Genomic DNA, 24,787 nt, shown 5'->3' on the forward strand with positions numbered 1-24,787 from the left:
AGCATGACGAAATGTAAATAAGGGGATCGTGGTTCGGTTTTTAACAATCCCCGCCGCCCTGCCATATGCGCCTGCTGCTTGATTGCCGCCACGCTGCCGGGTACCCTGACATGTTAACGAAAAATAACCGTAAAGGATCATGGCATGGAAATTTCATATGGCCGGGCATTGTATCGTAACTTTTTAGGGCAATCTCCGGACTGGTACAAGCTTTGTTTACTTGGCTTTTTGATTGTGAATCCTCTCGTGTTCTGGGCGAATCCCTTCGTCGCAGGCTGGTTGCTGGTCGTCGAGTTTATTTTCACGCTGGCGATGGCGCTTAAATGTTATCCGTTGCTGCCTGGGGGCCTGCTGGCGGTGGAAGCGCTGTTTATCGGCATGACCACGGCCGAGCATGTGCGTGAAGAAGTGGCGAATAACCTCGAAGTGTTGCTGCTGCTGATCTTTATGGTCGCGGGCATCTACTTTATGAAACAGTTGTTGCTGCTGATTTTCACCCGACTGCTGCTGGGCATACGCTCTAAAACGCTGCTGTCGCTCTCGTTTTGCTTTGCCGCGGCGTTTCTCTCAGCCTTCCTCGACGCGCTCACGGTCGTCGCCGTTGTCATTAGCGTGGCCGTTGGTTTTTATGGCATTTATCACCGCGTCGCGTCGAATCAAGAGGACAGCCACGACCTGGTGGACGATGCCCAGCTCGATGAAGAGCGCCGCGCCACACTTGAGCGCTTTCGCGCGTTTTTGCGCAGCCTGATGATGCACGCCGGTGTCGGCACCGCGCTTGGCGGCGTGATGACGATGGTGGGCGAGCCGCAAAATCTGATTATCGCCCATGCGGCGGACTGGGGCTTCGGCGACTTCCTGCTGCGTGTGGCGCCCGTGAGCGTACCGGTGTTTTTCTGCGGTATGTTGACCTGCGTTCTGGTCGAGAAAACCAAATCCTTCGGTTACGGCGAGCCGCTGCCAGAGCCGGTGCGTCAGATCCTGCGCGATTACGACGATAAGAGCCGCCAGAAACGCAGCCGTCAGGACACCATGAAGCTCATCATTCAGGGGTTAATCGCCGTGTGGCTGATTGCCGCGCTGGCGCTGCACCTGGCGGAAGTCGGGCTTATCGGCCTGTCAGTGATTATTCTCGCCACGTCGCTGTGCGGCGTGACCGACGAACACGCGATCGGCAAAGCCTTCACCGAAGCGCTGCCGTTCACCGCCCTGCTGACCGTGTTTTTTGCTGTGGTCGCCGTGATTATCGACCAGCATCTGTTCGCGCCGATTATCTCGTTTGTGCTGGAAGCTTCGCCGCATAATCAGCTGTCGCTGTTCTATCTCTTCAACGGCCTGCTCTCGTCAATCTCCGATAACGTGTTTGTCGGCACGGTTTATATCAACGAGGCGAAAACCGCACTGCAAGAAGGCATTATCGACGCTAAACAGTTCGAAATGCTGGCGGTAGCGATTAACACCGGTACTAACCTGCCGTCCGTTGCCACGCCTAACGGCCAGGCGGCGTTCCTGTTCCTGCTGACTTCCGCCCTCGCACCGCTAATCCGTCTTTCTTATGGCCGTATGGTCTGGATGGCGCTGCCTTATACGGTAGTGTTGACACTGGTCGGCCTCGTTTGCGTGCAATATGCACTGCTGCCGCTCTCCGACTGGTTGCTGCAAAGTGGTCTGGTCAGTACGCCTGCGACAACGGCGCTGCTGCACTAACGTCAATCGGGCCCTTCGCGGCCCGATTTTTGTTTAAAGGCTTTCGATAAGTGCGTTATTTTTGATGCCGCTAGTGGCGTCAAAAAGGATTTCGTTTACACTGCCGGTTCAACGCAGATTGCAGAGATAATCATTATGTTGCGATATTTAAACCAGTGTTCGCGTGGGCGCGGCGCATGGCTGTTGCTGGCCCTCACCGCCTTCGCACTGGAAATGGTGGCGCTGTGGTTCCAGCATGTCATGATGCTGAAACCCTGCGTATTGTGTATTTATGAACGTTGTGCGCTCTTTGGCGTCATGGGCGCAGGGCTTGTGGGAGCCATTGCACCGAAAACCCCGTTACGCTTTGTGGCGATGGGTATCTGGATCTACAGCGCCTGGAAGGGCCTGATGCTCGCGTGGGAACACACGATGATCCAGCTGCATCCGTCCCCCTTCGTGACCTGCGATTTCGCCGCCCGCTTTCCGGGCTGGCTGCCGCTTGATAAGTGGCTGCCGCAGGTGTTTGTCGCAAGCGGCGACTGCGCCGAGCGCCAGTGGTCGTTTCTGACGCTGGAAATGCCCCAGTGGCTGGTGGGGATTTTCGCCGCCTACCTGCTGGTCGCCCTTCTTGTGCTGCTGGCACAGGCATTCAAACCGAAAAAACGCGATCTCTTCGGCCGCTATTAAAGGCTGGCTTTGCGTCGTTTTCTACGCCCGCAGCGCTTCTCGTCTGCGGGCGTTTTTTATTGTTTATCCCCGATGTCCCCTGCCGCCTGGTTTGTTTTGGCGCATCCTGTCTATACTTTTAAGGAAATGCATTAATGACAGGAGGACGAGATGAATCAGTATCTGCTTAACGTCGAAAAAGATAATCCTAACGAAGCACCGGAATCGGGCGATAAAAAACCGAATCCGAATCAGAAGTAACCATAAGGTCGCTGCGGCGGCCTTTTTTGTATACTTTTCCGGCAATCGGCGATTTATCGTTCATTTCTGGCTTTACGTATCTTTACTGTTAAAACAAAGAGTTAATTATCGCTACAATAGCCATAATCTATCAGTTCAATCACTATAAAAAGGTGAATTGTATCAAGGCTGGAGATGTGCTATTTGTGTGGTCAGATGATTTTGCTAAGCCCTTTTTCAGCCCTATGAACCCTCTGATTCTCCGTGACAACGTTTGTATTAAAGCTGTACTGACGTGCTCCGGCATGCTGCGCGGCGTGTCGCTTATTCGTATGCCGGGCAATGATGACTATATGACGATCATTGCGCAGCCCTGCGAGCACCTGCAGGAACAAATTGCGCGCTTTTTATCACTGAATGATGAAGAAACGAATACGCTCCGCCAGTTTCTTGACCAATTCCCAAAACCTGACTGAGTCCTTATTAACGTTCAATAAATAAAAATATAATTATTCAGCGTTGCTTAAGAAATATCTCAGAGCCAACTCACCGAATAGTCTGATTTTTGTAAACCGTAGATGCAGCGTAATAAACAATAGCTATACTCCGTGTGTCACAAACAAGTCCGGAGTGTTGTATGGAGATTTCAAGCAGAACTGCGGTTTTACTCAACGTGTTCGCCTTTGCTGGTTTACTCCTTTCCTTATCCGTCAGGTTTGGCTGGCTCTGAAAGGCGCGCATGCCGCATGTCATCAGCCCATTACATTCAGCGCGGTGTATCCCCCTGCCCTTAGGGCGAAAGAATACGCAGCGTGTCAGTCTCTGATAAAAAAAGCCGCTCCTGATGAGCGGCTTTTTTACTCGCATTATTTAACGTGGCTGATGTGTATCGCGCTTAATGCCAGTACTTAAGGTTAATCTGCCCAATCCGGTTTGTTTAAAATAGGCAGCCGCTCAGGGCGGGAGCGTGTTGATGTGGTGGAAAACTAGGCTACAAGCGATGCATTAGCGCAAGACGAATCGACACCTTCCGAGGTTTTGAGTTGTTTTGCGCTAATTTTTTGCCCCATGTATGCCCCATGGTTTACCAGAGCGACCATGGCGACAGAGTGATCAGTTCAGGTCAAGCTGTTACAATATGAAAACGCTATCGATTCCATTGAAAGGAAACAAAATGAGAGTTGCGGTGGTAATTCCTTCGTACAAGGTAAAAAAACACATACTGAATGTGATAGGAAAGATTGGCCCAATAGTTGAAAAAATCTACGTTGTAGACGATTGCTGCCCAGAAGGAACTGGAGATTTTGTCCTAGAGCATCACGCAGATGAAAGAGTCGTGGTTATCAAGCATGAGGCTAACCAGGGCGTTGGAGGTGCGGTGATGACAGGATACCAGGCAGCCGTTAATGATGGCATCGACATTGTTGTAAAAATCGATGGGGATGACCAGATGGAACCCTCTCTCATACCTTACTTTACTGCCCCGATCATTGCCGGTGAAGCTGATTACACCAAGGGTAACCGCTTTTTCAATCTGGACAATATCAGTGCTATGCCGAAAATCAGAATTTTTGGAAACGCTATATTGTCTTTCATGACAAAATTCTCATCTGGTTATTGGGATATATTTGACCCAACCAATGGCTATACCGCAATCCACACTGATGCAATTAAGTCTCTTCCATTAAGTAAAATATCTAAGAGATACTTTTTTGAATCAGACATTTTATTCCGCCTGAATACACTTAGAGCTGTTGTGGTTGATGTGCCAATGGACGCTAAATATGAGGAAGAAGAAAGCAACCTTAAGATATCAAAAATCATTGGCGACTTTCTTTACAAGCATGGTAGAAACTTTTTCAAGCGTGTTTTCTATAACTACTACCTACGAGACATGTCTATTGCCTCAATAGAGCTTCCTCTTGGATTGGCTATGTTTTTGTTTGGCGTTGTCGTTGGTGTTGTGAATTGGGCTGATGCTATCAGGACGGACATACCAAATACTTCCGGTACGGTTATGCTTGCTGCTCTGCCAGTGATAATTGGTTTGCAATTGATACTGGCCTTCTTCGGTCATGATATTGCTAACACGCCCAGAAGAACATTTCATAACAGGTATAAGAAATGATTTACCTAATAACCATAGCCTGCGTCATAGGTATCGCTGTAGGCCAGATACTTTTCAAGTTATCATCCTCTGCATTAAGCAAGAGCGGCAGCTTGTTCTCATTTGATACCCTTGTGATACTGGTTCCTGCACTTGCGCTGTATGGCATAACTACGCTGGCGTGGATATGGGTTCTTCAGAAAATAGAGCTTGGAAAGGCCTATCCTTTTATGGCCCTAGCGTTTGTCCTGGTTCCAGTTGGTAGTCACTTTTTACTTGGTGAGAAGTTTAACCTTTCATACTTTATTGGTGTCGCATTAATCATGGTCGGCATCATCATAACATTAAGGTCTGCATCATGATGTACTGGGCTTTAATATCGGTTTTTGGCTATTTTATCTACCTGGTATTTGTAGCTAAACTTAAATGGCAGCAGGCCCCTTTCATTACTCTTAGTATCTGCACTTGCATACTTTATGTTAGCGGTATACTTGGTTTCCTTGAGCAAGGTTGGGGTATCGCCATATCGCTTGGATTCGTCCTCGGGACTTATGCAATTTACAAAGAAAGACCTGTTATTCATTTGACGTGGAATAATGTTCTTGCGGCGTTGGTCAGCGTAGCGCCTTTTATATTTTCATTTCTTTCCGTTAAAAACGATTATTTGTTCACGGATTGGGATGAGTTTTCTTTCTGGGGTGCAAGCATTAAAATAATGACTGTTACCAATGCTATTTACGATGGCGGGTCGTCATTATCCAATACATTCAAGGCTTACCCTCCCTTCCAGCAGTTGGCTCAGTATCTTTTTGTATACCCGGCAGGATGGAGCGAATCAGCTGTACTCAAAGCTCATAACGTTTATATATATTCAGCGATGTTGTTTGCATCTGCAACAGTCATAAGAAAGGATGTGTTACTGGCCGCTATAGCATTTGCGGCATCATCAACATTTATCTACTTTTTCAAATACGATATAGGGCATGTTCTTGTAGATCAACTCTTGGGAGTGGCTTTTCTATCTGCGCTCTGCGTGGCAGTTTCGGCATGTGAGAAAGACAGAAAATACCTATTGCCTCTGATTATCTTCATTTTGCCACTGATTAAACAGATCGGTTTGGTGTTTGGATTATTCGCTATAGCTTGCGCTTTCGTACATATTGCGCTTGGAAAAAATGGTGGTTTTAAGAGCAGGTTGATAGAGGCTTTTAAACTATCAGTGTTATGTCTTGCAGTGCTACTGGTATCATTTAAGTCATGGTCCTTATACCTTAGCAGTGTTGATGTCACGCCAGTCTTTAGCGCTTCTGGACCAATAAATTGGGCGTCTGCTGCTATGCAGGACAAGATATCGGTGACGCTTGCGGAACTTAATACGCGTATCTTAAACCCGCTCTATTTTAGTTATGCAACTCTTCACTTCCGCCCTTTAACCATTTTTATGATTGGTGTAGCAATGATTGCACCTATCGCAATTATGAGTAAAGGTCGCAGGCTTCAGGAAACCGCTATCGCAGCAATCCTGCCATTGATGTTCGCGTCTTATATAGCTTTCCTGGTCTATTGCTATATTGCATACTTTTCGGAGTTTGAATCTAAAAGACTTGCATCCTTTGAAAGATATGCAGGCACATTTTTAATAGCCTGGGCATCATTCCTGTTATACAAACTTGTCGATTTGAGCTGGAGAGGTTTCAGGAGCGCATACTCGCTAATTGCCATCCTGGCTGTTGCTCTTCCAGTGTATGGCGTTACTGGATATTACCGGCTTGACCTTCAGAAGATTCGCCCAGAACAGAAAAAAGCAGTCCTCAGGAAGGATGTTTCGCGCTTGTCTGACATGATCTGGAAGAAACTCAAGCCAGGCGATTCAGTTTACTTCATTGCCCAAAACACCAAAGGCCTTGAAAAGCTAGCTTTCACCTATGAAATGCAGCCGTTTAAGGCAAATAACTGGTGCTGGACGTTAGGTAAAAAGTATTATGAAAGCGATGTTTGGACATGCGATCAGAGCCTTTCGCAATCCATGAAGGGTTACAAATATTTGGCAATTTACAAAGCGGATCAGCAGTTCTGGGATTTATTTTCTTCTCACTTTAAAGATGGGGAGAGAAAAGACGAACTTGCTATATACAAAGCTGATTATGATAAAGATGGGATACTGCATTTAACTGAGGTTAAATAGGAAAACACACCAAGTTAAGGCCCCTCACGGGGCCTTTATTTTAACCTTCAGTGTGAGCCCTTCTGGACAGCGTTGGGCCGGGGCCGCTGGATGACCACGTAAGAGTTATGGTATCACCCGCTTCTAGCCGAACTGCCTGTATGGATGATGTTGGGATATTAACAGCGTTGCCATCTCTAGATACCATAGCCTGTGTTATTGAAGCTGTACCTTGGATATATACAGTGCATGGCAGCCTAGTATCATTAACCCAGGTTCCTCTCGTTCCGCCGGTTACGGGAGTGAGGCTCATAGTAGCAGCCGTTCTTACATCAGTTGTATTGATAAAGCTTGATAACTTGATGTCATATATGCTTCTTTTTCTGGTTCCTGACCCTGAGTCTGTAAAACCACCGGAGCCAGTATTCCAGTTTTTTACTACCACGTTTTTAACTTCGTAACCTATTGCTACTGATTGAACCTCTATTAACTCAAAATACCCGCCATCGATAAGGCCATTAAAACCCTGCGCAACAAATCGCTGGCTTGAATAACAGTTCAGGAATTTTGTATATCTGCCGCGATCCACAAAGTCGCCGGTTGACGCGTTGAGGTTTTCATTGCCCATGCCAATGAATGTATTGAAGCGGCAGTTTGAATTGATGTTTGTCCCGTACTCGCTGTTTGTTTCGCATGATCCCCCAAGAAATTGGTTACCATCTCCCCACATCATATTGAGCCCGCGAGCCAGACCCTCCATATATAAGCTAATGAAATTATTATTTGTTGGGCTTCCTTCCCCGCCGCCCGCTCGCGTTCCCACAGTCAGAAGCATACCCAGCTGAGGCGCGTTAACTGTAGGACCTGATAAATTACGGTACTTAGAGCACATCAGATTTGAAAAACGCCCAAGCTGGACGCTCTTCATAGCGATACCCGTGCCAGTAGACTTAGTTCCCCATACAGACACATCTTCCCATATGCAGCGCGCAATACCTTGAGCAACAATGACGTTCAATGTTGATGAGTTACCTTCGATGTGAATACCACGAAGGTTAAACGAGTCAACATATGGTTGAGAGGGGTTAATTGGATCGGGCCAAGCATCAATATCAAAGGCTGTGTGGTCAGATGATGAATTCATGCATTTCAGTATGGTCTGCATGCTTCCTTTTCCGGCCAATGTGATTCTGTTTTTGGTTATTTTACCTAAGTCCGTATAACGGAATATCCCTGAAGGAAACTCAAGAGTCACATAATCAGTATTTATTTTACTGAGCATTTGAATGAAATTTGCAGTGTTGTCGGTGAAATCATCACCGACCAGGCCCCAATTTCGCACATCATAAACCGGGTATCCATTCAGTCGTCCAACACAGCGCCAGTTAGTATCCGGAATCGAGGGTACGGATACTGGAAACATATTGCCTTTATAAACGTACCATAGCCCTTCTGTAGCATAAAAGGCTGCTTCCGTAGATGAGTTAACAGTTCCGCCAAGTCCGAACGTAGCCTTCTTTTTGATGCCGCTAAGAGAGTAATCGCTGAATACAGTGCCGCCGAACGATCAGGCGACAATCTTGTCTCCGCCGGGGCTGATTAACTGAAGGCGTAGCTGGTCAGGGTCATAGCTTAATACGTTGTCGATGTATTCGATCAGCGCATCATAGCTATCATAGATAGCCATGCTGTAGCCTTTTGTTGTCACTACTCTCGTTGACCGTTATATACGAGCTTTCCTGCGCCATTTAGCCGTAATGGCTGAGAAATCTGGACTCGGCTACCATCTTCATTCTCAATATAGACAGGGATTTGATTGGCCGGAATGGTTGGGTCAGTGTCAATCAAACTGAGGGAGTTTGGAAGAACCAGAACAGACCAGTGCACTTTCGTTTTTGTTCCGCGGCTAACGGCAAGAAACGGGATGGGTGGAGACTGGTATGCTCCTGGGTCATTTGGATCTACATGGAATGAGACACTGAAGCGGGCAAAGATAAAACACAGGAAGGCATATGAGTCTCGACACACTTACGCCTGCTGGGCATTAAGCGCTGGCGCCAACCCAAACTTCATTGCTTCGCAGATGGGTCACAATTCGGCTCAGATGGTTTACAGCGTTTACGGGAAATGGATGAGCGATAACAACGTAGATCAGATGAGTATACTCAACGCTAATTTTGGAGGAAATGCCCCACAGATGCCCCCGGCAGTCAATCAGCAGTAAGAAATCCCTTTCATATCAACACTTCACTCTGCCCAATCCGGTTTGTTTAAAATATGGTCTTGCCAGTCGCGAACTTCTGATTCTTTTACCGCGATATGACGAACCGAAATACGTTCAGCGTGCATCGCGGCTTTCGAACCGGCGCGCAGCGGGTGCCATACCGGAAGGTTTTTGCCTTCCGCCAGCAGGCGATAGGCGCACGTAGGCGGTAGCCATTCAAAGGTTGGCAGATTATCACGGGTCAGCTTGATGCAGTCTGGCTCATACTCAAAGCGGCGTTCATAGTTACGACACTGGCAGGTTTTGATGTTGAGCTGACGGCAGGCGACGTTGGTGAAATAGATTTCGTCGGTATCTTCATCCATCAACTTATGCAGACAGCACTGGCCGCAGCCGTCACAGAGGGATTCCCACTCGGCGTCGCTCATCTCATCCAGGGTTTTACGCTGCCAGAAAGGCGTTTCGGTCATAACAGTGTCCGCGCATCAAAAATTAAGCTGCACCTTATAAACACTCTGGCGTCGGGATGCAAGCATTGCCGCCCCGGGGGCGGCATCTTTACAGTACGCGAGTCGTCAGGGTGTGGTCGTCGAACGTTATTTCCAGCGCGTCGCCGCTGCTGAGCGGGCCGACGCCTTCCGGCGTGCCGGTGAGAACAACGTCGCCTGCGCGTAACGTGAAGAAACGGCTCATATAAGCGATAAGCGGCACGATGGGGTGGATCATATCCGCCGTGTTGCCACGCTGGCGTACCTCTCCGTTCACCCGCAGGCTAAGCGGCGTGTTTTGCGGGTCGCCGGAAAACTCACCTGCCGGGATAAAGCCGGAGATCGGGCAGGAATTATCGAACGCCTTCGCTTTCTCCCACGGCTGCCCCGCTTTTTTCATTTTGCCCTGAATATCACGAAGTGTGAGATCGAGCGCGACGCCGTACCCCGCGATCGCTTTTGCCACATGTTCATCGCTTGCCTGGCGCAGCGTCGCGCCAATCAACACCGCCAGCTCAACCTCATGATGCACCGAGCCAAGTCCTTGCGGCAGCGCCAGCGGCTGGCGAAGATCGCATAAAGCCGTCTCGGGCTTAATGAACAGCACCGGCTCTTCCGGCGTCGCGCTGCCCATTTCCTGAATGTGTTTTGCATAGTTGCTGCCCACGCAAACCACTTTGCTTACAGGGTAATCCAGCAGCGCGCCTTGCCAGTGATGATGTTGGTACATAGCTTCCCTCTGCGTTTAAAGATGTGTTGATAGTACGTAACTATTCGTCCCGGCAGCGCGAAATGTCAAACCGCGCAGGCGCGCAAAAAAACGCGCCGTCGGTGAAACGGCGCGTACCCCTATTTTTTACCGAGCGATTCGAGGTGCTCTTTTAACAAATTTTCTGGCGGCGGCGGCATCTGTAAATAATAACCTTGCTCTTTAAGCGCGGCTTTCACTTTCTCAAGGTCGGCATGCGCTAATTTTTTACGGCCGTCTAACGGTAGCATCATCGTCATAATTGGCTGACCGAATCCCGCCATCAATTCTTCCGGCACGCGCGAAAAATCGTCTTTTTTTTCAACATAAAGATAAGTTTGTTCGCGACGCGCGCTTCGATAGATCACACAAAACATGTTTTTACTCTAATTTAGCCAGATGGTTACTTGCCTGAATATAAGGCTGACTATAACATGCCTGATGTGCTTCGGAATATCATCCCACTGCGGTGGGGATTTAAACTGAATTGAGTAAGGCCAGGATGTCAAACACGCCCATCGAGCTAAAAGGCAGTAGTTTCACCTTATCAGTGGTTCATTTGCATGATGCTCACCCCGAGGTTATTCGTAAGGCACTTGAAGAAAAAATTGCTCAGGCGCCGGCCTTTCTCAAAAATGCGCCGGTAGTGGTGAATGTTGCGGGGCTCGACGGGACGATAAACTGGCAGCAGTTACATCAGACGTTTATCGCAAGCGGGCTGCATCTGGTCGGCATCAGCGGCTGTCAGAATGAAGCGCTGAAAGCGGAAATCTCTCGTGCGGGCCTCGCCCTGCTCACCGAGGGAAAGGCCAGCGCGCCGCGCGCCGCACGGCCTGCTGAACCGCCCGCCGCGCCGCCAGCACCCGCTCCCCGAACCCGTTTAATCGATCTGCCGGTGCGTTCTGGCCAGCGGATCTACGCGCCCGACGCCGACCTGGTGGTCACAAGCCACGTTAGTGCAGGTGCGGAGCTGATTGCCGACGGCAATATTCACGTTTATGGCACCATGCGCGGGCGTGCGCTTGCGGGTGCCAGCGGCGATAAAGAAGCACAGATCTTTTCAATAAACCTCGCGGCGGAGCTGGTTTCCATTGCCGGGGTTTACTGGCTGAGCGATCAAATCCCGGCCGAGTTTTACAACAAAGCGGCTCGCCTGCGTCTGGCCGACGGCGCGCTGACGGTTCAACCATTAAATTAAGCCCTTTTAACAAGGAATTCCTTTATGGCACGCATTATTGTAGTTACATCAGGTAAAGGGGGCGTTGGCAAAACCACCTCCAGCGCGGCCATCGCTACGGGTCTGGCCCAGAAGGGAAAGAAGACCGTAGTTATCGACTTCGATATCGGCCTGCGTAACCTTGATCTGATCATGGGTTGTGAACGCCGTGTCGTATACGATTTCGTGAACGTAATTCAGGGCGATGCCACGCTGAATCAGGCGTTGATTCGCGATAAACGCACCGAAAGCCTCTACATTTTACCCGCTTCGCAAACGCGTGATAAAGACGCGCTGACCCGTGAAGGCGTGGAGAAAGTGTTGGATGAGCTTAAAAAGATGGAGTTCGACTTTATTGTCTGCGACTCCCCTGCCGGTATCGAAACCGGCGCGCTGATGGCGCTTTATTTTGCCGATGAAGCCATCATTACCACCAACCCGGAAGTCTCCTCCGTGCGCGACTCCGACCGTATCCTCGGCATCCTGGCATCCAAATCGCGCCGCGCCGAAAACGGCGAAGCGCCGATCAAAGAGCATCTGCTGCTGACCCGCTATAACCCGGGCCGCGTCAGCAAAGGCGATATGCTCAGTATGGAAGATGTGCTGGAGATCCTGCGTATCCCTCTGGTGGGCGTTATCCCGGAAGATCAGTCCGTGCTGCGCGCCTCAAACCAGGGCGAGCCGGTCATCCTGGATATCACCTCCGACGCAGGAAAAGCCTACGCCGATACCGTTGATCGCCTGATGGGAGAAGAACGTCCTTTCCGCTTCATTGAAGAAGAGAAGAAAGGTTTCCTCAAACGCCTGTTCGGAGGATAAGTTATGGCATTACTCGACTTTTTTCTCTCCAGAAAAAAGAACACCGCCAGTATCGCCAAAGAGCGCTTACAAATTATTGTTGCCGAGCGTCGTCGTAGCGACGCCGAACCGCATTATTTACCGCAGCTGAAGCGGGATATTCTGGAAGTCATTTGCAAATACGTTCAGATTGATCCGGAAATGGTTACGGTACAGCTGGAACAAAAAGGCGACGATATTTCGATTCTGGAACTTAACGTGACGCTTCCCGAAGCGGAAGAAACGAAATAACGTTAAAAAATACCCCGGTCAAGCCGGGGTATTTTTTTAATGCCTGCACTGTATATATTCTCAGTGACGCTTTGTTTTCCTGTGAATAATTACAGTACTCACACTTAATATTGCTGCAACAGTGTTTTTAATGATTCGCCTAATAACTCGCCGCGCCATCCGCTGATTAACTCCGGTAACTGATTTTGCGGTTTCAGTTTCCAGTGCCAGTTCAGCAGTTGATTAATCTGGCGACGCGACGCCATCAGTTCAGCGCTGATGTGATGCGCCTGACTCGTCTCCTGCACCAGCGCCTTGATCTCTTTAAACACTTTGCGATAACCCGGCATGTCAATTAAGTTGGCAAGCGGCTCCGGCAAGGCCTCTTCCGGCAGCGCCTGCGCCTCGGCCACCAGAGCAACCAGCGTCTTGCCATGGAAACGAATTTCGCTCCCGGACAGCCCCAGGCTGTCGAGTTCGCCAAGCGAGCCCGGCATGTGGCGCGCCACTTTCCAGAGATTCTCTTCTCGCACCACGAAATTCACCGCCATGTCCCGCTCGCGCGCTTTACGCAAACGCCAGCCAGCCAGTAGTTTCAGGGAGGCGAGCTGACGGGTGCGTAACTGCCAGGCGTTGTTGATTTCACGCCAGGCCTCGTCAGGGTCCAGCACCTCGCGGCGCCGTTGCGTCATCAGGCGGCACTCGTTAATCGCCGCCGTCAGCCAGCCGGCCTCGCGCACCTGCTCCATCAGCTTGTGTGCGATCGGCAGAAGATACCAGACGTCCGCCGCCGCGTAGTCGCACTGGCGCTCAGTCAGCGGACGCGCCAGCCAGTCGGTACGGGATTCGCTCTTATCCAGCACCACGCCGGTGTGGTGTTCCACAAGCGTCGCAAAACCGCAGGAGAGTGGATGGCCGACAAACGAGGCTAATACCTGCGTGTCGATAAATGGATCGGGCATCATGCCGAACGCGTTCTGGAATACTTCCAGATCTTCGCTACCCGCATGGAGGTATTTGGTGACATTCTGATCCTGCAGCAGCGCCTGAAACGGCGCCCAGTCGGTAATGGTCAGGGGGTCAATTAATGCGACATTTTCGCCGTCATAAAGCTGGATGAGCCCCAGCTGCGGGTAATAGGTGCGGGTACGGACAAATTCGGTGTCCAGCGCCAGCGCGCGCTGCGTACGGGCGGTTTCGCACAGCGTCGCAAGCGCGTCATTGGTGGTTATCATCTGGTAATTCAAATCGCTCTCTCTTTGTCTGCGCCCAAAAAAAACGCCGGTAGAACCGGCGTCAGGGCGACGTGATTGCAGCTCAGGCAGTATTGTCACCTGCCCGGCGCGCTTCGTCACGTAGTTCTCGTCGTAAAATTTTACCGACGTTGGATTTCGGCAGTTCGGTACGAAACTCTACCTGTTTCGGTACTTTATAGCCGGTGAGGTGACGACGGCAGAAGGTGATCAGCGCCTCTTCGGTAAGCGTCGCCTCTTTCTTCACCACGAAGATTTTCACAAGTTCCCCGCTCGCCTCCGACGGAATGCCCACCGCCGCGACTTCCTGCACGCCGCTGTGTTGCATCACCACATCTTCGATTTCATTCGGATAGACGTTAAACCCGGAAACCAGAATCATATCTTTTTTGCGATCGACAATACGCAGGAAACCCTCTTCGTCCATTACTGCGATATCGCCGCTGCGCAACCAGCCATCCTGGATAATTTCGTCGGTCGCATCCGGGCGTTGCCAGTAACCGAGCATCACCTGCGGGCCTTTGATACACAGCTCGCCTGGCTCGCCGGGTGCCACTTCCCTGCCCTCGTCGTCGATGAGTTTCACTTCCGTAGACGGCACAGGCAGGCCAATGCTGCCGCTATGGTAGTCGATATCGTGTGGGTTAACGCTCACAAGAGGCGAACATTCGGTCAGACCATAGCCCTCCAGCAGGAACTGCCCGGTGAGTTTTTCCCAGCGTTCAGCGACTGCCTGGTGTACCGGCATGCCGCCGCCTGCGGACAGATGCAGTGAGGAGAAATCCAGCTTATGAAACTCTTTATTGTTCAGCAGCGCATTGAACAGCGTGTTAACGCCAGTCATCGCGGTAAACGGGTATTTACCCAGCTCTTTCACCAGCCCCGGAATATCGCGCGGGTTAGTGATGAGGACATTCTGACCGCCCAGCTCAATGAACAGCAGGCAGTTCATGGTAAGCGCGAAAATATGGTAAAGCGGCAGTGCGGTTATCACCAGTTCTTTGCCACGATGCAGCAGCGGGCCATATGTGCCAAGCACCTGCTCCAGGTTGGCGAGCATATTCCGGTGGGTAAGCATCGCGCCTTTCGCCACGCCTGTTGTGCCGCCGGTATATTGCAGGAAGGCGAGATCGTCTGGCGTGACTTCCGGTTTAACGTACTGCATACGATAGCCGTTATGCAGCGCGCTGCGAAACGAAATGGCGTCCGGCAGGTGATACTTCGGCACCAGGCGTTTCACGTACTTCACCACGAAGTTTACCAGAGTCCCTTTAGCCGTGGAGAGTTGATCGCCCATGCGCGTCAGGATGACATGCTTCACCTGAGTTTTATCGACGACTTTCTCCAGCGTGTGGGCAAAGTTAGAGACGATAACGATAGCGCTGGCGCCGCTGTCGTTCAGCTGGTGCTCCAGTTCGCGCGGGGTATAAAGCGGGTTGACGTTCACGACGATCATCCCGGCGCGCAGAATACCAAACAGCGCTACCGGGTATTGCAGCAGGTTAGGCATCATCAGCGCGACACGGTCGCCTTTTTGCAGGCCCAGGCCCTGTTGTAACCAGGCGGCGAAGGCACGGCTGCGTTCTTCCAGTTTTCGGAAAGTCATCACCTCGCCCATATTCGTAAAAGCGGGCTGATCGGCGAAACGTGTACAGGATTGCTCAAACAAATCCACCAGGGAGTGATAACGGTCCGGGTTTATCTCAGCCGGAACATCCGCCGGATAACGGTTAAGCCAAACCTTCTTCAATGCGTCACCTCTGAATGTATTATTCGTCGTCATCACAACCCCAAAACAATAAACACGGCGTTAACATAATATTAACTCATTGTACCAGTTTATTAATTCGCCTGATTTAAGGTTGCGAAGCGCGTCACTAATTATTTTTGTTATACCGATAAAACGAATAAACAGCGGACCAGCCGCTGTTTATTTTATCTACTAAATCAATGCGTTACTCAGTTACGACGGTCTGAACCTGAGCCGGGCCGGGATTATACCAGCCCCAGGGGCCATAGCCATAACCAAAGCCGGGTCGCCCGCCCCACATCCACGGATCGATGGGCTGCGGCGGCATCACAACCTGCTGTGTCACGCGCCAGCGTTTAAAGCCATTCACCTGCATGACCATAAATTTGTAGGGTCTGGCGCCAACTTTGCCTTCCGCCGTTCCGGTAATCGGGCCAACCACCGTCACCAGTTGGTTACGGAAATCAACCGGGTCGAGAAAACCGCTGACATCAGCATAAATGCGTCCGCGAGACGGCTGACCAAGCAGCGGCCGGGCCACGCTGTCAAGCGGCAGTGTCGCGATTTCAAGGCGAGTTTTACCCTGTTGATTATCGACATTCACGACCCGCCCGCCGAAGCGCGCTTCCTGACCGACATAAAGCTGCGGCGCGTTCATTACACGCACTAAATCCTGTTGCGGCGTCGGGCTGGTGCCTTTAATCGCGTCGGGTACGCTGACGCACCCGCTAAGGAACAGCGCGCCGAGCGCCAGAATGCCACTGCGCATCATTGATTGTTGACCCACCATAAGCGACTCCTTAAACCCGCCCGCGGCTCGCGTCGGGGTGTTATTCCCGGCCTGGCAATTTTTTCCACGCAACTTCGTTACGCAGATAGACCGGTTCTGCATGTTCGACAGCAACAATGCGATGTTGTTCGAACAGCCAGCATGCGAGCGGCAACATATCCTGCGCGGCAGGGAGCGTTACCTTACCGTCGATAAGCGTCAGTCCGCTCTCTTTCGCCAGATCTGGCCACGCCTGCCAGCCGGTGCCGACCGTCGCCCATTCACCCTCCAGCGTTTTCACACGCTCAGCGACGGCCTCCGGTTTGAGCACCGCTTCGGTCTCTTCACCCTGCCAGACGCCGTTTTCATCACGCTGATATTCGGCCCAGTAAACCTCACCCATGCGGGCATCGATTGCCGCGAGCACGCGCGTCGCGCCGCTTTCACGCCACGCGCCCTGGGCCATTGTCATCAGCGTCGACACGCCCACCATCGGCAGTTCGGCGCCAAGCGCCAGCCCCTGCGCGATGCCAATACCGATGCGCACGCCGGTAAAGCTTCCCGGCCCGCGGCCAAAGGCCAGCGCGTCCATCGCCGTCAGCGCCACGCCGTTACCAGTGAGGATCTCACTGACCATCGGCAGAATACGCTGGGTGTGCTCGCGCGGGCAGAGTTCAAAAAGGGCGGACGTTTTACCGTTATCCCACAAGGCAACAGAACAGGCCTCGGTGGCGGTATCAATAGCCAGAATTCGCATGGATCAATAACACTCTTACGCGTCGTGGTGGTTCAAAAAGGGGCGCATCTTATCACAGTCTGGCATAAATTACTGCCGCGCGGCGTCGGTGAGAAAGCGTGCGGCCTCGCTGATATCGCGGGTGCGCGGCGTCGGCGGCAGGCTTTTCAGGAACACGGCGCCATAAGGACGCATCACCAGCCGGTTGTCGCAAATCACCAGCACACCGCGGTCGTCGACGTCGCGGATAAGGCGGCCAACGCCCTGCTTAAGCGTGATAACGGCATCCGGCAGTTGCACTTCATCGAACGGATCGCCGCCGCGCAGACGGCAATCTTCCATACGCGCTTTCAGCAGCGGATCTTCCGGCGATGTGAATGGCAGTTTGTCGATGATGACAAGCGACAGCGCGTCGCCGCGCACATCCACCCCTTCCCAGAAACTGCTGGTTGCAACCAGCAGCGCATTCCCCGCGCTGATGAACTGTTCAAGCAGCTGGCTTTTGCTGGTTTCGCCCTGCAACAGCACCGGCAGCGTCATCGTGGCGCGGAACTGCTCCGCCAGCTCGCGCATCATGGCGTGAGACGTACAGAGCATAAAACAGCGCCCCTGGTTGGCTTCGATCAGCGGTTGCAGCATTCGCGCGAGCGCTTTGCCCGCCTGCGGCTGGTTCGTCTGCGGCAGGCCGCGCGGTACGCAAAGCAGCGCCTGGCGGGCATAGTCGAACGGGCTTGGTAACAGCAGCGTTTGTGCCTCAGGAATGCCGAGGCGGTCGGTAAAGTGGTGCAGTTCATCATTTACCGAGAGCGTCGCGGAAGTGAAGATCCAGCTGCCGCCTTTCTGGGCAATGATGTCTTTGAATTTGTCGGCCACGGTCAGCGGCGTGAGCGCAAGCGTAAAGTGGCGCGAGTTGCACTCATACCAGTAGCTGTAACCGGGCTGGTTTATCTCTTTTAAGCGTTTCAGGCGCGCCCGGTAGAGGGTGGCGCGCTCAAAGGCGGCATCCAGCAGCGCCGAGCGGCCAAGCGACAGCTTCGCCACGTCGTAACAAAGCTCCAGCGCATCGTCGAGCAGCAGCAGCGCGCGGCTGATAGACGCATCCGCCAGCAGTTCGCGCAAATTGCCGCGAAAGCCCGGTTCGCCTAGTTGCAGGCGAAAATCCTGGGTGCTTTGCGCCAGACGATCCGCGCATTTTTGCAACTGCTGGGTGTCTTTAACTTCGGTGCGATACGCGATGATAATGTCTTTGGCAAGATCGAGCAGTTGGCGGCTCGAGAGCGACTGGCCAAAATACTGGCTTGCGATATCCGGCAACTGGTGGGCTTCATCGAAGATAATGACGTCCGCCTCGGGGATAAGCTCTGCAAAACCGCTCTCTTTGACCACCATATCGGCGAGAAACAGGTGGTGGTTTACCACCACGACATCCGCATCCATCGCTTTTTTACGCGCCTTTACGACGAAGCAGTCTTTATAAAGCGGGCAGTCGCTGCCAAGACAGTTATCGTTGGTACTGGTGACGAGCGGCCAGACGGGAGCGTCTTCCGCCACGCGCCCGCAGGTGCTGATATCCCCGTCAACGGTTTCGTTGGCCCAGCCGCGTAGCTGGATAACGTCGCTTAAGGTTTGTACCGGCAGATCGCCACCCGCGAGCGCCTGCTGTTCAAGCCGCTCCAGACAGAGATAGTTAGAACGCCCCTTCAGCAGCGCCAGACGGCCTTTAAATTCAAGCGCTTTGGCAACCGTCGGCAAATCACGGCTGTAGAGCTGATCCTGCAGCGCTTTTGAACCGGTTGAGACAATAACCTTCTTTCCGGCGCGCAGTGCAGGCGCGAGATACGCGTAGGTTTTACCGGTTCCGGTGCCCGCCTCGACCACCAGCGGCGCGGCGGCCTCAATCGCGGCGCTGACCGCCTGCGCCATATGGCGCTGCGGCTCGCGCGGTTTAAAGCCGGGTATCGCTTTGGCTAGCTGGCCATCTGCTGCAAAATCGTCCGTCACACTGCCCCCTGGTTAAATTGCCAGTGATTATGTCAGGGCGGCAACGCTTACGCCAGCCGAAGTGATGACGTCGGCCGCGCTTTATGGCAGGCTTGCCCCTGGATGAATAAAAGGAAAATCTGATGACTATCAAACGAATCAATCCGGAAGCCCGCTGGTCTGACGCGGTCATTCATAACCAGACGATTTATTATACCGGCGTGCCGGAGAACCTCGACGCGGACGCCCGCGCCCAGACGGCAGATATTCTCACCCAGATTGACGCGATGCTGGTATCCCAGGGCAGCGACAAAACGCGCATTCTGGATGCGACCATTTTTCTTGCTGACGGTGACGATTTTCAGGCGATGAACGCAGCCTGGGATGCGTGGGTAGCGGCAGGCTCAGCTCCGGTACGCTGCACCGTGCAGGCCCGCCTGATGAATCCGCGCTATAAAGTAGAAATCAAAATCATCGCCGCGCTGTAGCCGGTTACCGCTGCCGCTCGTCGGTGGCGGTGCTCTCAGTTCCCTTGCCCATCCGCTTTAAATGGCCTCGCTGCAGGCGGAGCAAATCCCCAACCGAAACACGCCGGTATTCCAGGCTGTGCTGGCTTGCCACCTCATCAATAATGACGCTTAACGCCGCAAAATGACGATGGCTCCAGGCAGGAAACAGATGATGTGTCAGGTGCAGGTTCAACCCGCCAAGCCAGTACCCTAACAGACGCGGGCGCGTCTCCCAGTCAAACGTGGTGGCAAACGCGTGATGATAGGGACTGTGCGGCACCGCTTTTTTCTCAGGCGTTGGGTAAAAATGCCCTTTTGCCCAGTGCGTGCCGATAAGCAGCGAGACAAAGAGCGCCGAGACCAGCATCTGGCTTGCCAGATAGACCGCCAGTAAACCAGGTAACGACACTGTGCCTGCAAGCGTCAGAGCCGGGAGCCCCAGCGCCAGCAGAAAATGCGCGCCTTTAAGCAGCAGAAAGAGCATCACGCCCTTTGCGCCCGGATGAGGCAAATGGCGCGTAAACGCCGTTTCACCCAGTCGGTCGCGCCAGTCCATATACCAGGCATACCACGGAAACGTGAGCGCGGTCACCAGCGGCCAGTAAAGATGCTGGTAGCGCATCACCGGCTTCCAGCGCTGAAACGGCGTCTGACAGAGCACGCCATTTTCATCAATATCCGGGTCGTATCCCTGAATATTGGTATACGGGTGATGAAACTGCACGTGCCGCACCTGCCAGCTGTCGGCATCAAGCCCCAGCGGCACACTAATGATCCGCCCAAGCCAGGCGTTTGCCCGCGCGCTCCGGCAAAACGCGTTGTGGCTGGCGTCGTGCAGGACATTCACCACCAGCATCATGGCGAAAAAGAGAAAACCAACATAGCAGAGCGCGAAAGCAAACAGGCCAGACGACGTCAGGCAGAGCGAGTAACACACCGCGCCGCACAGCGCGAGGAATACGAGCTTGAGCCACATTCCTGGGTTGGCGAAGCGGTGATCGCGCCGGGTCGCCAGATAACGCTGACAGGCTGTGCGAAACGCCTTATGCAGCGCCGGATCGTGACGTTCAACGTCATCCGTCGGCAGGTTACGCGGCATGCGGCGCTCCCATGCGGGCGAGAAAGATCCGCTGCGCCGCGCGCAGGTCGCTATAGCTGATACAGCGGTACGGCAAACCGTGTTCCCGGGCAAGCGTACTGACAATCCGCGACAGCATCGGATAGTGCCGGTGATGCCAGCCGGGGAAAAGATGGTGCGTGAGGTGATAGTTCAACCCGCCGGTGAATGTCTCAAGCCAGCGCTGCGGGGTATGCCAGTCACAGGCGGTCGTAAAATTGTGGTAATACCAGCCGTGCGCCATCACCGGTGTGTCGCCCTCAGGCGCCTGATAAAACGCCGCCCCGGCCCAGTGTGTTCCCAGCAGCAAAAACACCACCAGCAGCGACGTGCACATCTGGGTCAGACAATAGATACCGAGCACCAGCCAGACGCTGTGCCCCATCATGACAGGCAGGCCCAGCATCAGCAGTAGATGCCCGGTTTTACTGAAAATAAACGCCGCCCACCCGCGCGCGCCTGGCAGCAGGCGTTCCGCCTGAAGGGGCGTACGACCAAGCCTGTCGGCCCAGTCAAACACCACGCCTATCCAGCTCAGGGATAAAGCGGCGATAAGCGGCCAGTAAAAGCGCTGAAAGCGCATCCAGCGGCGCCAGCGCTGAAACGGCGTCTGACGGAAAATGCCGTTCTCTTCGGTATCCAGATCGTAGTGTTCGATATTGGCGTAACGGTGATGATAACTGACGTGGCGCACGCGCCAGTACACTGGCTCAATGCCGGTAGGAAGCGTCACCGCCCGGCTGATAAACGCATTCCAGATGCGGTGGCGGGTAAATGTCTGGTGCGACGCATCGTGATTAACATCAATGTTAAGCCACATCATGAGCAGCGCAAACGCCGTATACCCTGCGACGAAAAATACCGGTTGCGACGTGCGCAGGCTCAGGATGTAACACACAACGCCGGTTGCAAGGATAAGCCCCGCTTTGATAAACGCGCGACGGTTGGCAAACCGATGGTCGCCGCTATCCGTAAGGTAACGCTTCGCCTGCGCTTGCAGCGCCTGATGAAACGCCCCTTCGTCCGCGTCGTTAAAACGCAAGGGAATCAACGCATTATTCATGGCGCAGCGCTCTCATTTTCAACCCTGGCAGCAGCGCCATCATGCCGTGTAACGCAAGAGTCGGCAGGCTGATTTGCCACAAAAGCGTCTGCCAGCCAAAAATGCCAAGGCACAAAAGCGGCATCAGGCAAGTCACCATGGCCCAGCCTGCGTAGCCCGCGCGATGTCCGTCGCTCATCAGTCCGAGCATGACCGACGCGCTCGCCAGCAGTAAAAACAGCGCGATCTGTTCACTGCCGATATGCTCATAACCATAGCCATAACGCGCAATATACCCGATAACCGGCACGAACAGCAGCAGCGTACCGCTGACGATAACGCGCGGCGTAGCACCTGTGGTACAGGCGGGTTGCGGCGGTGTCAGCCGAACGCCCAGCAGCCGCGCAAAAGGCGCGTTGCTCTCGCGAAGCGGATTCGCTGAGGCGATATAGCCTTTCACTCCGTACTGGTGCGCGCTTCGAGCCGGGGGCTGATGGCTAAAGGAGCCGAAAAGCTTGTCCCAGAAAATAAACGTGCCGCCGTAATTACTGTCAGCGTAACGGCGCTCGCACAGATGGTGCACGCGATGATGTGACGGTGTCACAAAGAGCCGTTCCAGTATCCCGAGCTTCCCGATGAGCGCGTTATGATTAAAAAACTGCACGCTGTAGTGAATTACAGAAACGGACAGAAATACCGACAGCGGCACGCCCGCCACGGCAAGCAACATAAAAAACGGAATGGAGGTTAGCGACGAATACCAGGAATTCCGCACCCCCAGCGACAGGTTAAAATGTTCGCCGTGATGATGCACGCTATGCACCGCCCAAAGAAGCGGCCACCGATGATGCAGTCGATGCAGCCAGTAAAACCCAAAATCCCAGGCGATAAAGGCGAACAGCCACACGACGGCAGCCTGCATTCCTTCAAAAAGATCGACGCTTGCAGTGCGTGCGACTACCCCATAGCAGAGCACTTCGAGGCCACGAAACAACCACAGCATCATCTGCCCGGAATTCACGTTAAATACCACGTCGCGCCAGTTGACCGATGTATGACCGCGCCATTTCACCAGTAACGCCTCGCCGAAGACCAGCGCCAGCATCACCACAATAGGCAGCGTTAACTCATTCATGATTCCATTCATTTTGTACTTTCCGGTGAGATAATATTTTTTCCGCAAGCCCGCCTGCCAGCAGCGCGAGGGCTGCGCCCCCGACAAGATCGATAAACAGATGCCGTCGCAGTTGCAAAATGGAGACCGCGATGGCCGCCCCCCACAGCACCGCAAACACAGTGACCCGCCGCTGCCCGCGTTTACAGATCCCCCAGAGCATCAACACCGTGAGCGCCATATGCAGCGACGGAAAACAGTTCTGTGTGGAATCAAGCGCCATCAGCGTTCGTAACAGGTCAACGCTGACGCCCTCGCCGCTCACGAGCGGATAATCCATCGTGCTTGGCCAGCTCAGATACACCACACCGGCAAATAACGCGGCCAGTTGGGTCGCATGCATCAGCCATTTCACCTGCGAGCGCGGCGTGAGCCAGTAACCCAGCGGGATGAGAATAAAAAAAGAGAGATAGAGCCAGACGGCGGAGGGCGAAAAATCAATCAGCCGGTCAATCCAAAGCGGCGGCAGTTTATGCCCGGCACGCTGGAGCAGATCCGTTGCGCTATAGACGACGCCCACCGAGCCCCACCCCAGCAACAGCGCCTTCAGGCGATAGCACGTCTCGTTCATGACGGCTCCCTGACGCGCAGGATCCGCCGCCGCTTGGCGCCGGGTAAAGCATCCGGGATGGCAGATAAATGTGTCCAGCGTAAATGTCCGCACGCCACGCCCTGCTGCTGGAAAAGCGCGACCAGCGCGGCCTGGGCGCTGGAGAGCGTTGCTTCGTCCCCTTCCACTATCAGCGTAAGGCACTCTGTGCCTTCCTGAATCAACCGGTAATCGGCCGTGAGCGGCAGCACGCGCGCCAGCGCCCGGTTACACAGATCGCCGAAAATCACGCGCTCTGCGCCCTGCCCGTCCGGCAGCACCAGTTGATCGTCTTGCCGCCCTTCAATATGCGAAAGGGCAAGGGAAGGATCGCCGCAGGTACACGGCGTATCGCGCGCCACCAGCACATCGTCCAGCCGGTAACGCACGATGGGCTGCGTGGTGCGGGTAAAATCCGTAATAAGCGGCACAAAACGGCGCGCATCGATCCACGCTTTTTCAACGTGAATAAACGCTTCGTTAAGATGCAGCACACCGTGTGCGCAAGTGGCGGCAAGAAAGCCTTCGGTCGCCTGATAGACCTCGCCCACATCCGTAAACACCTGCGCCAGTAGCGCGCGATCCTGCGGGTCGAGCACTTCCGCCACGGAAATCACTTTTTTCGGCGCCACGTTAAGCTTGCCTGCCAGCACCGCCAGCGCCAGCGCACGCAACACCTGCGCCGGTGCGACAATAATCGACGGCGCGTCGGCTTCAAGACGCGTCAGCAGTGTGTCGAAGGGTTGAAACAGATCGTAGAAGGTCAGGCTCAGCCAGCGGCTGTTGACGCTCTGATATAAGTTATTGTCGGCGCGTAAAAATAGCGCTACCCGCTCGCCTGCAAACAACCCATCAGGCAGCATTTTGGCAAGCATCGCACCTGCCCACAGCGTTTGTTCTTCAGGGCTTACGGCAAAAATACCGCGCCGCCCCGATGTCCCGCTCGACAGCCCCACGCTGTAGCGCCCCACCGTCGGCGTAAAGTTTCGGTCATTCTCGCTTTGCAACGCACACGCCATGACTGCATCGGCCCGAAGCCCGCCGGTGTTCATCTCATCGAAATGGGTCATCATCAGCGCCTTGTCCATGACCGGCCACTGGTTAAAAGGCAGCGAAATGTAGCGACTGAACCACGGGCTTTTGGTCAGCACGCGTCTGGCAAAGCGTTGTAGCTGTTTGTGCTGATAACGCTCCAGCGCCTCGCGGGTGCGAAAACGCAGTCGCCGCACACGGAAATAGTGCCAGAGCATGGCAAGTT

The 24,787-nt window shown here is 53.4% G+C and carries 26 protein-coding genes and 2 pseudogenes; 13 read left to right on the top strand and 15 right to left on the bottom strand.

The window, feature by feature from the left end:
• Nucleotides 1-144: 144 nt before the first annotated feature.
• From nhaB to AFK62_RS11235, 8 genes are all read left to right on the top strand, one after another.
• A complete protein-coding gene (nhaB, locus tag AFK62_RS11210; RefSeq protein WP_007674052.1) occupies nucleotides 145-1,707 on the top strand; it encodes a sodium/proton antiporter NhaB in 1,563 nt (520 codons plus the stop codon).
• A gap of 135 nt (nucleotides 1,708-1,842) precedes the next feature.
• Complete coding sequence (gene dsbB / locus AFK62_RS11215) at nucleotides 1,843-2,376, top strand: disulfide bond formation protein DsbB (RefSeq protein ID WP_007674050.1); 534 nt, start codon at nucleotides 1,843-1,845, stop codon at nucleotides 2,374-2,376.
• A 150-nt stretch (nucleotides 2,377-2,526) separates the two neighbouring features.
• Nucleotides 2,527-2,616: a hypothetical protein gene (locus tag AFK62_RS22850; protein ID WP_226991905.1), complete on the top strand. Its 90-nt coding sequence runs from the start codon at nucleotides 2,527-2,529 to the stop codon at nucleotides 2,614-2,616.
• Nucleotides 2,617-2,801: 185 nt separating this feature from the next.
• Nucleotides 2,802-3,071 carry a hypothetical protein gene (locus AFK62_RS11220; protein WP_369834728.1) on the top strand — a complete coding sequence of 90 codons (270 nt, stop codon included), beginning with the start codon at nucleotides 2,802-2,804 and terminating at the stop codon, nucleotides 3,069-3,071.
• Nucleotides 3,072-3,232: 161 nt separating this feature from the next.
• Nucleotides 3,233-3,325, top strand: coding sequence for a stress response membrane protein YncL (gene yncL, locus AFK62_RS21285; protein ID WP_071884317.1), 93 nt, complete (start codon nucleotides 3,233-3,235; stop codon nucleotides 3,323-3,325).
• Nucleotides 3,326-3,769: 444 nt separating this feature from the next.
• Nucleotides 3,770-4,723, top strand: a complete 954-nt coding sequence (locus tag AFK62_RS11225) for a glycosyltransferase family 2 protein (protein WP_007674041.1) — start codon at nucleotides 3,770-3,772, stop codon at nucleotides 4,721-4,723.
• Complete coding sequence (locus AFK62_RS11230) at nucleotides 4,720-5,064, top strand: EamA family transporter (protein WP_032984474.1); 345 nt, start codon at nucleotides 4,720-4,722, stop codon at nucleotides 5,062-5,064. Before AFK62_RS11225 ends, AFK62_RS11230 begins: the two co-directional genes overlap by 4 nt.
• A complete protein-coding gene (locus AFK62_RS11235) occupies nucleotides 5,061-6,887 on the top strand; it encodes a hypothetical protein (RefSeq protein WP_053531910.1) in 1,827 nt (608 codons plus the stop codon). The genes AFK62_RS11230 and AFK62_RS11235 overlap by 4 nt, the downstream gene beginning before the upstream one ends.
• A gap of 40 nt (nucleotides 6,888-6,927) precedes the next feature.
• Here the strand turns inward: AFK62_RS11235 and AFK62_RS22210 are convergent, their stop codons facing one another.
• Entirely contained in the window at nucleotides 6,928-8,208 is a 1,281-nt protein-coding gene (locus tag AFK62_RS22210) for a hypothetical protein (protein ID WP_129232610.1), read from the bottom strand.
• A gap of 225 nt (nucleotides 8,209-8,433) precedes the next feature.
• Nucleotides 8,434-8,753 (bottom strand): annotated as a pseudogene (locus AFK62_RS21865) (phage tailspike protein).
• Between AFK62_RS21865 and AFK62_RS11240 the strand changes: the two are divergent.
• Nucleotides 8,704-9,090: pseudogene (locus tag AFK62_RS11240) on the top strand (tyrosine-type recombinase/integrase); the annotation flags it as partial. The pseudogenes AFK62_RS21865 and AFK62_RS11240 sit on opposite strands and share 50 nt — an antisense overlap.
• A gap of 23 nt (nucleotides 9,091-9,113) precedes the next feature.
• Here AFK62_RS11240 and AFK62_RS11245 read toward each other — a convergent pair.
• The 3 genes from AFK62_RS11245 to AFK62_RS11255 form a co-directional block, all read right to left on the bottom strand.
• Nucleotides 9,114-9,560: a YcgN family cysteine cluster protein gene (locus AFK62_RS11245; RefSeq protein ID WP_007674029.1), complete on the bottom strand. Its 447-nt coding sequence runs from the start codon at nucleotides 9,558-9,560 to the stop codon at nucleotides 9,114-9,116.
• Between the two features lie 88 nt (nucleotides 9,561-9,648).
• Nucleotides 9,649-10,308, bottom strand: a complete 660-nt coding sequence (locus tag AFK62_RS11250) for a fumarylacetoacetate hydrolase family protein (RefSeq protein WP_053531911.1) — start codon at nucleotides 10,306-10,308, stop codon at nucleotides 9,649-9,651.
• Between the two features lie 119 nt (nucleotides 10,309-10,427).
• Nucleotides 10,428-10,703: a YcgL domain-containing protein gene (locus AFK62_RS11255; protein ID WP_032984472.1), complete on the bottom strand. Its 276-nt coding sequence runs from the start codon at nucleotides 10,701-10,703 to the stop codon at nucleotides 10,428-10,430.
• 125 nt (nucleotides 10,704-10,828) lie between these two features.
• On the opposite strand from AFK62_RS11255, the gene minC reads away from it, so the two are divergent.
• The 3 genes from minC to minE are packed head-to-tail and all read left to right on the top strand — an operon-like array spanning nucleotide 10,829 to nucleotide 12,631.
• The gene (gene minC / locus AFK62_RS11260; RefSeq protein WP_007674021.1) at nucleotides 10,829-11,524 is read left to right on the top strand and encodes a septum site-determining protein MinC; all 696 of its coding nucleotides are present in this window, start codon (nucleotides 10,829-10,831) and stop codon (nucleotides 11,522-11,524) included.
• A 24-nt stretch (nucleotides 11,525-11,548) separates the two neighbouring features.
• On the top strand, nucleotides 11,549-12,361 hold the full coding sequence (gene minD, locus AFK62_RS11265; RefSeq protein ID WP_007674017.1) for a septum site-determining protein MinD: 813 nt from the start codon (nucleotides 11,549-11,551) through the stop codon (nucleotides 12,359-12,361).
• A gap of 3 nt (nucleotides 12,362-12,364) precedes the next feature.
• Nucleotides 12,365-12,631 (top strand): cell division topological specificity factor MinE, encoded by a 267-nt coding sequence (gene minE / locus AFK62_RS11270; RefSeq protein ID WP_004384978.1) that lies wholly within the window; start codon nucleotides 12,365-12,367, stop codon nucleotides 12,629-12,631.
• Between the two features lie 104 nt (nucleotides 12,632-12,735).
• Here minE and rnd read toward each other — a convergent pair whose 3' ends face one another.
• The 5 genes from rnd to AFK62_RS11295 all read right to left on the bottom strand — a co-directional run bounded on the left by rnd (nucleotide 12,736) and on the right by AFK62_RS11295 (nucleotide 19,119).
• Nucleotides 12,736-13,857, bottom strand: coding sequence for a ribonuclease D (gene rnd, locus AFK62_RS11275; protein ID WP_129232617.1), 1,122 nt, complete (start codon nucleotides 13,855-13,857; stop codon nucleotides 12,736-12,738).
• Nucleotides 13,858-13,927: 70 nt separating this feature from the next.
• Nucleotides 13,928-15,613 (bottom strand): long-chain-fatty-acid--CoA ligase FadD, encoded by a 1,686-nt coding sequence (fadD, locus tag AFK62_RS11280; RefSeq protein WP_007668668.1) that lies wholly within the window; start codon nucleotides 15,611-15,613, stop codon nucleotides 13,928-13,930.
• 205 nt (nucleotides 15,614-15,818) lie between these two features.
• A complete protein-coding gene (locus tag AFK62_RS11285; protein WP_007668666.1) occupies nucleotides 15,819-16,403 on the bottom strand; it encodes a Slp family lipoprotein in 585 nt (194 codons plus the stop codon).
• A gap of 40 nt (nucleotides 16,404-16,443) precedes the next feature.
• Entirely contained in the window at nucleotides 16,444-17,139 is a 696-nt protein-coding gene (gene tsaB, locus AFK62_RS11290; protein WP_053531912.1) for a tRNA (adenosine(37)-N6)-threonylcarbamoyltransferase complex dimerization subunit type 1 TsaB, read from the bottom strand.
• A gap of 69 nt (nucleotides 17,140-17,208) precedes the next feature.
• Nucleotides 17,209-19,119 carry an ATP-dependent DNA helicase gene (locus AFK62_RS11295; protein ID WP_007668658.1) on the bottom strand — a complete coding sequence of 637 codons (1,911 nt, stop codon included), beginning with the start codon at nucleotides 19,117-19,119 and terminating at the stop codon, nucleotides 17,209-17,211.
• Between the two features lie 122 nt (nucleotides 19,120-19,241).
• Here AFK62_RS11295 and AFK62_RS11300 point away from each other — a divergent pair, with 122 nt between their 5' ends.
• Entirely contained in the window at nucleotides 19,242-19,586 is a 345-nt protein-coding gene (locus tag AFK62_RS11300) for a RidA family protein (protein WP_007668656.1), read from the top strand.
• 4 nt (nucleotides 19,587-19,590) lie between these two features.
• Here the strand turns inward: AFK62_RS11300 and AFK62_RS11305 are convergent, their stop codons facing one another.
• The 5 genes from AFK62_RS11305 to AFK62_RS11325 are packed head-to-tail and all read right to left on the bottom strand — an operon-like array spanning nucleotide 19,591 to nucleotide 24,779.
• Nucleotides 19,591-20,706, bottom strand: a complete 1,116-nt coding sequence (locus tag AFK62_RS11305) for a fatty acid desaturase family protein (protein WP_007668654.1) — start codon at nucleotides 20,704-20,706, stop codon at nucleotides 19,591-19,593.
• A complete protein-coding gene (locus tag AFK62_RS11310) occupies nucleotides 20,696-21,787 on the bottom strand; it encodes a fatty acid desaturase family protein (RefSeq protein WP_007668652.1) in 1,092 nt (363 codons plus the stop codon). Before AFK62_RS11310 ends, AFK62_RS11305 begins: the two co-directional genes overlap by 11 nt.
• A complete protein-coding gene (locus AFK62_RS11315; RefSeq protein ID WP_032984164.1) occupies nucleotides 21,780-22,901 on the bottom strand; it encodes a sterol desaturase family protein in 1,122 nt (373 codons plus the stop codon). The genes AFK62_RS11310 and AFK62_RS11315 overlap by 8 nt, the downstream gene beginning before the upstream one ends.
• A complete protein-coding gene (locus tag AFK62_RS11320) occupies nucleotides 22,894-23,511 on the bottom strand; it encodes a phosphatase PAP2 family protein (protein ID WP_007668648.1) in 618 nt (205 codons plus the stop codon). Before AFK62_RS11320 ends, AFK62_RS11315 begins: the two co-directional genes overlap by 8 nt.
• On the bottom strand, nucleotides 23,508-24,779 hold the full coding sequence (locus tag AFK62_RS11325) for a F390 synthetase-related protein (protein ID WP_200908869.1): 1,272 nt from the start codon (nucleotides 24,777-24,779) through the stop codon (nucleotides 23,508-23,510). The genes AFK62_RS11320 and AFK62_RS11325 overlap by 4 nt, the downstream gene beginning before the upstream one ends.
• Between the last annotated feature and the right edge of the window lie 8 nt (nucleotides 24,780-24,787).

The sequence above is a fragment of the Cronobacter condimenti 1330 genome (assembly GCF_001277255.1).
Taxonomy (GTDB): domain Bacteria; phylum Pseudomonadota; class Gammaproteobacteria; order Enterobacterales; family Enterobacteriaceae; genus Cronobacter; species Cronobacter condimenti.

Bases quoted from the DNA above. Each gene is read 5' to 3' on its own strand.
- nhaB (WP_007674052.1), top strand. From the start codon at position 145: ATGGAAATTTCATATGGCCGGGCATTGTATCGTAACTTTTTAGGGCAA.
- dsbB (WP_007674050.1), top strand. From the start codon at position 1,843: ATGTTGCGATATTTAAACCAGTGTTCGCGTGGGCGCGGCGCATGGCTG.
- AFK62_RS22850 (WP_226991905.1), top strand. From the start codon at position 2,527: ATGAATCAGTATCTGCTTAACGTCGAAAAAGATAATCCTAACGAAGCA.
- yncL (WP_071884317.1), top strand. From the start codon at position 3,233: ATGGAGATTTCAAGCAGAACTGCGGTTTTACTCAACGTGTTCGCCTTT.
- AFK62_RS11225 (WP_007674041.1), top strand. From the start codon at position 3,770: ATGAGAGTTGCGGTGGTAATTCCTTCGTACAAGGTAAAAAAACACATA.
- AFK62_RS11230 (WP_032984474.1), top strand. From the start codon at position 4,720: ATGATTTACCTAATAACCATAGCCTGCGTCATAGGTATCGCTGTAGGC.
- AFK62_RS11235 (WP_053531910.1), top strand. From the start codon at position 5,061: ATGATGTACTGGGCTTTAATATCGGTTTTTGGCTATTTTATCTACCTG.
- AFK62_RS11245 (WP_007674029.1), bottom strand. From the start codon at position 9,560: ATGACCGAAACGCCTTTCTGGCAGCGTAAAACCCTGGATGAGATGAGC.
- AFK62_RS11250 (WP_053531911.1), bottom strand. From the start codon at position 10,308: ATGTACCAACATCATCACTGGCAAGGCGCGCTGCTGGATTACCCTGTA.
- AFK62_RS11255 (WP_032984472.1), bottom strand. From the start codon at position 10,703: ATGTTTTGTGTGATCTATCGAAGCGCGCGTCGCGAACAAACTTATCTT.
- minC (WP_007674021.1), top strand. From the start codon at position 10,829: ATGTCAAACACGCCCATCGAGCTAAAAGGCAGTAGTTTCACCTTATCA.
- minD (WP_007674017.1), top strand. From the start codon at position 11,549: ATGGCACGCATTATTGTAGTTACATCAGGTAAAGGGGGCGTTGGCAAA.
- minE (WP_004384978.1), top strand. From the start codon at position 12,365: ATGGCATTACTCGACTTTTTTCTCTCCAGAAAAAAGAACACCGCCAGT.
- AFK62_RS11285 (WP_007668666.1), bottom strand. From the start codon at position 16,403: ATGGTGGGTCAACAATCAATGATGCGCAGTGGCATTCTGGCGCTCGGC.
- tsaB (WP_053531912.1), bottom strand. From the start codon at position 17,139: ATGCGAATTCTGGCTATTGATACCGCCACCGAGGCCTGTTCTGTTGCC.
- AFK62_RS11300 (WP_007668656.1), top strand. From the start codon at position 19,242: ATGACTATCAAACGAATCAATCCGGAAGCCCGCTGGTCTGACGCGGTC.
- AFK62_RS11305 (WP_007668654.1), bottom strand. From the start codon at position 20,706: ATGCCGCGTAACCTGCCGACGGATGACGTTGAACGTCACGATCCGGCG.
- AFK62_RS11310 (WP_007668652.1), bottom strand. From the start codon at position 21,787: ATGAATAATGCGTTGATTCCCTTGCGTTTTAACGACGCGGACGAAGGG.
- AFK62_RS11315 (WP_032984164.1), bottom strand. From the start codon at position 22,901: ATGAATGAGTTAACGCTGCCTATTGTGGTGATGCTGGCGCTGGTCTTC.
- AFK62_RS11320 (WP_007668648.1), bottom strand. From the start codon at position 23,511: ATGAACGAGACGTGCTATCGCCTGAAGGCGCTGTTGCTGGGGTGGGGC.
- AFK62_RS11325 (WP_200908869.1), bottom strand. From the start codon at position 24,779: ATGCTCTGGCACTATTTCCGTGTGCGGCGACTGCGTTTTCGCACCCGC.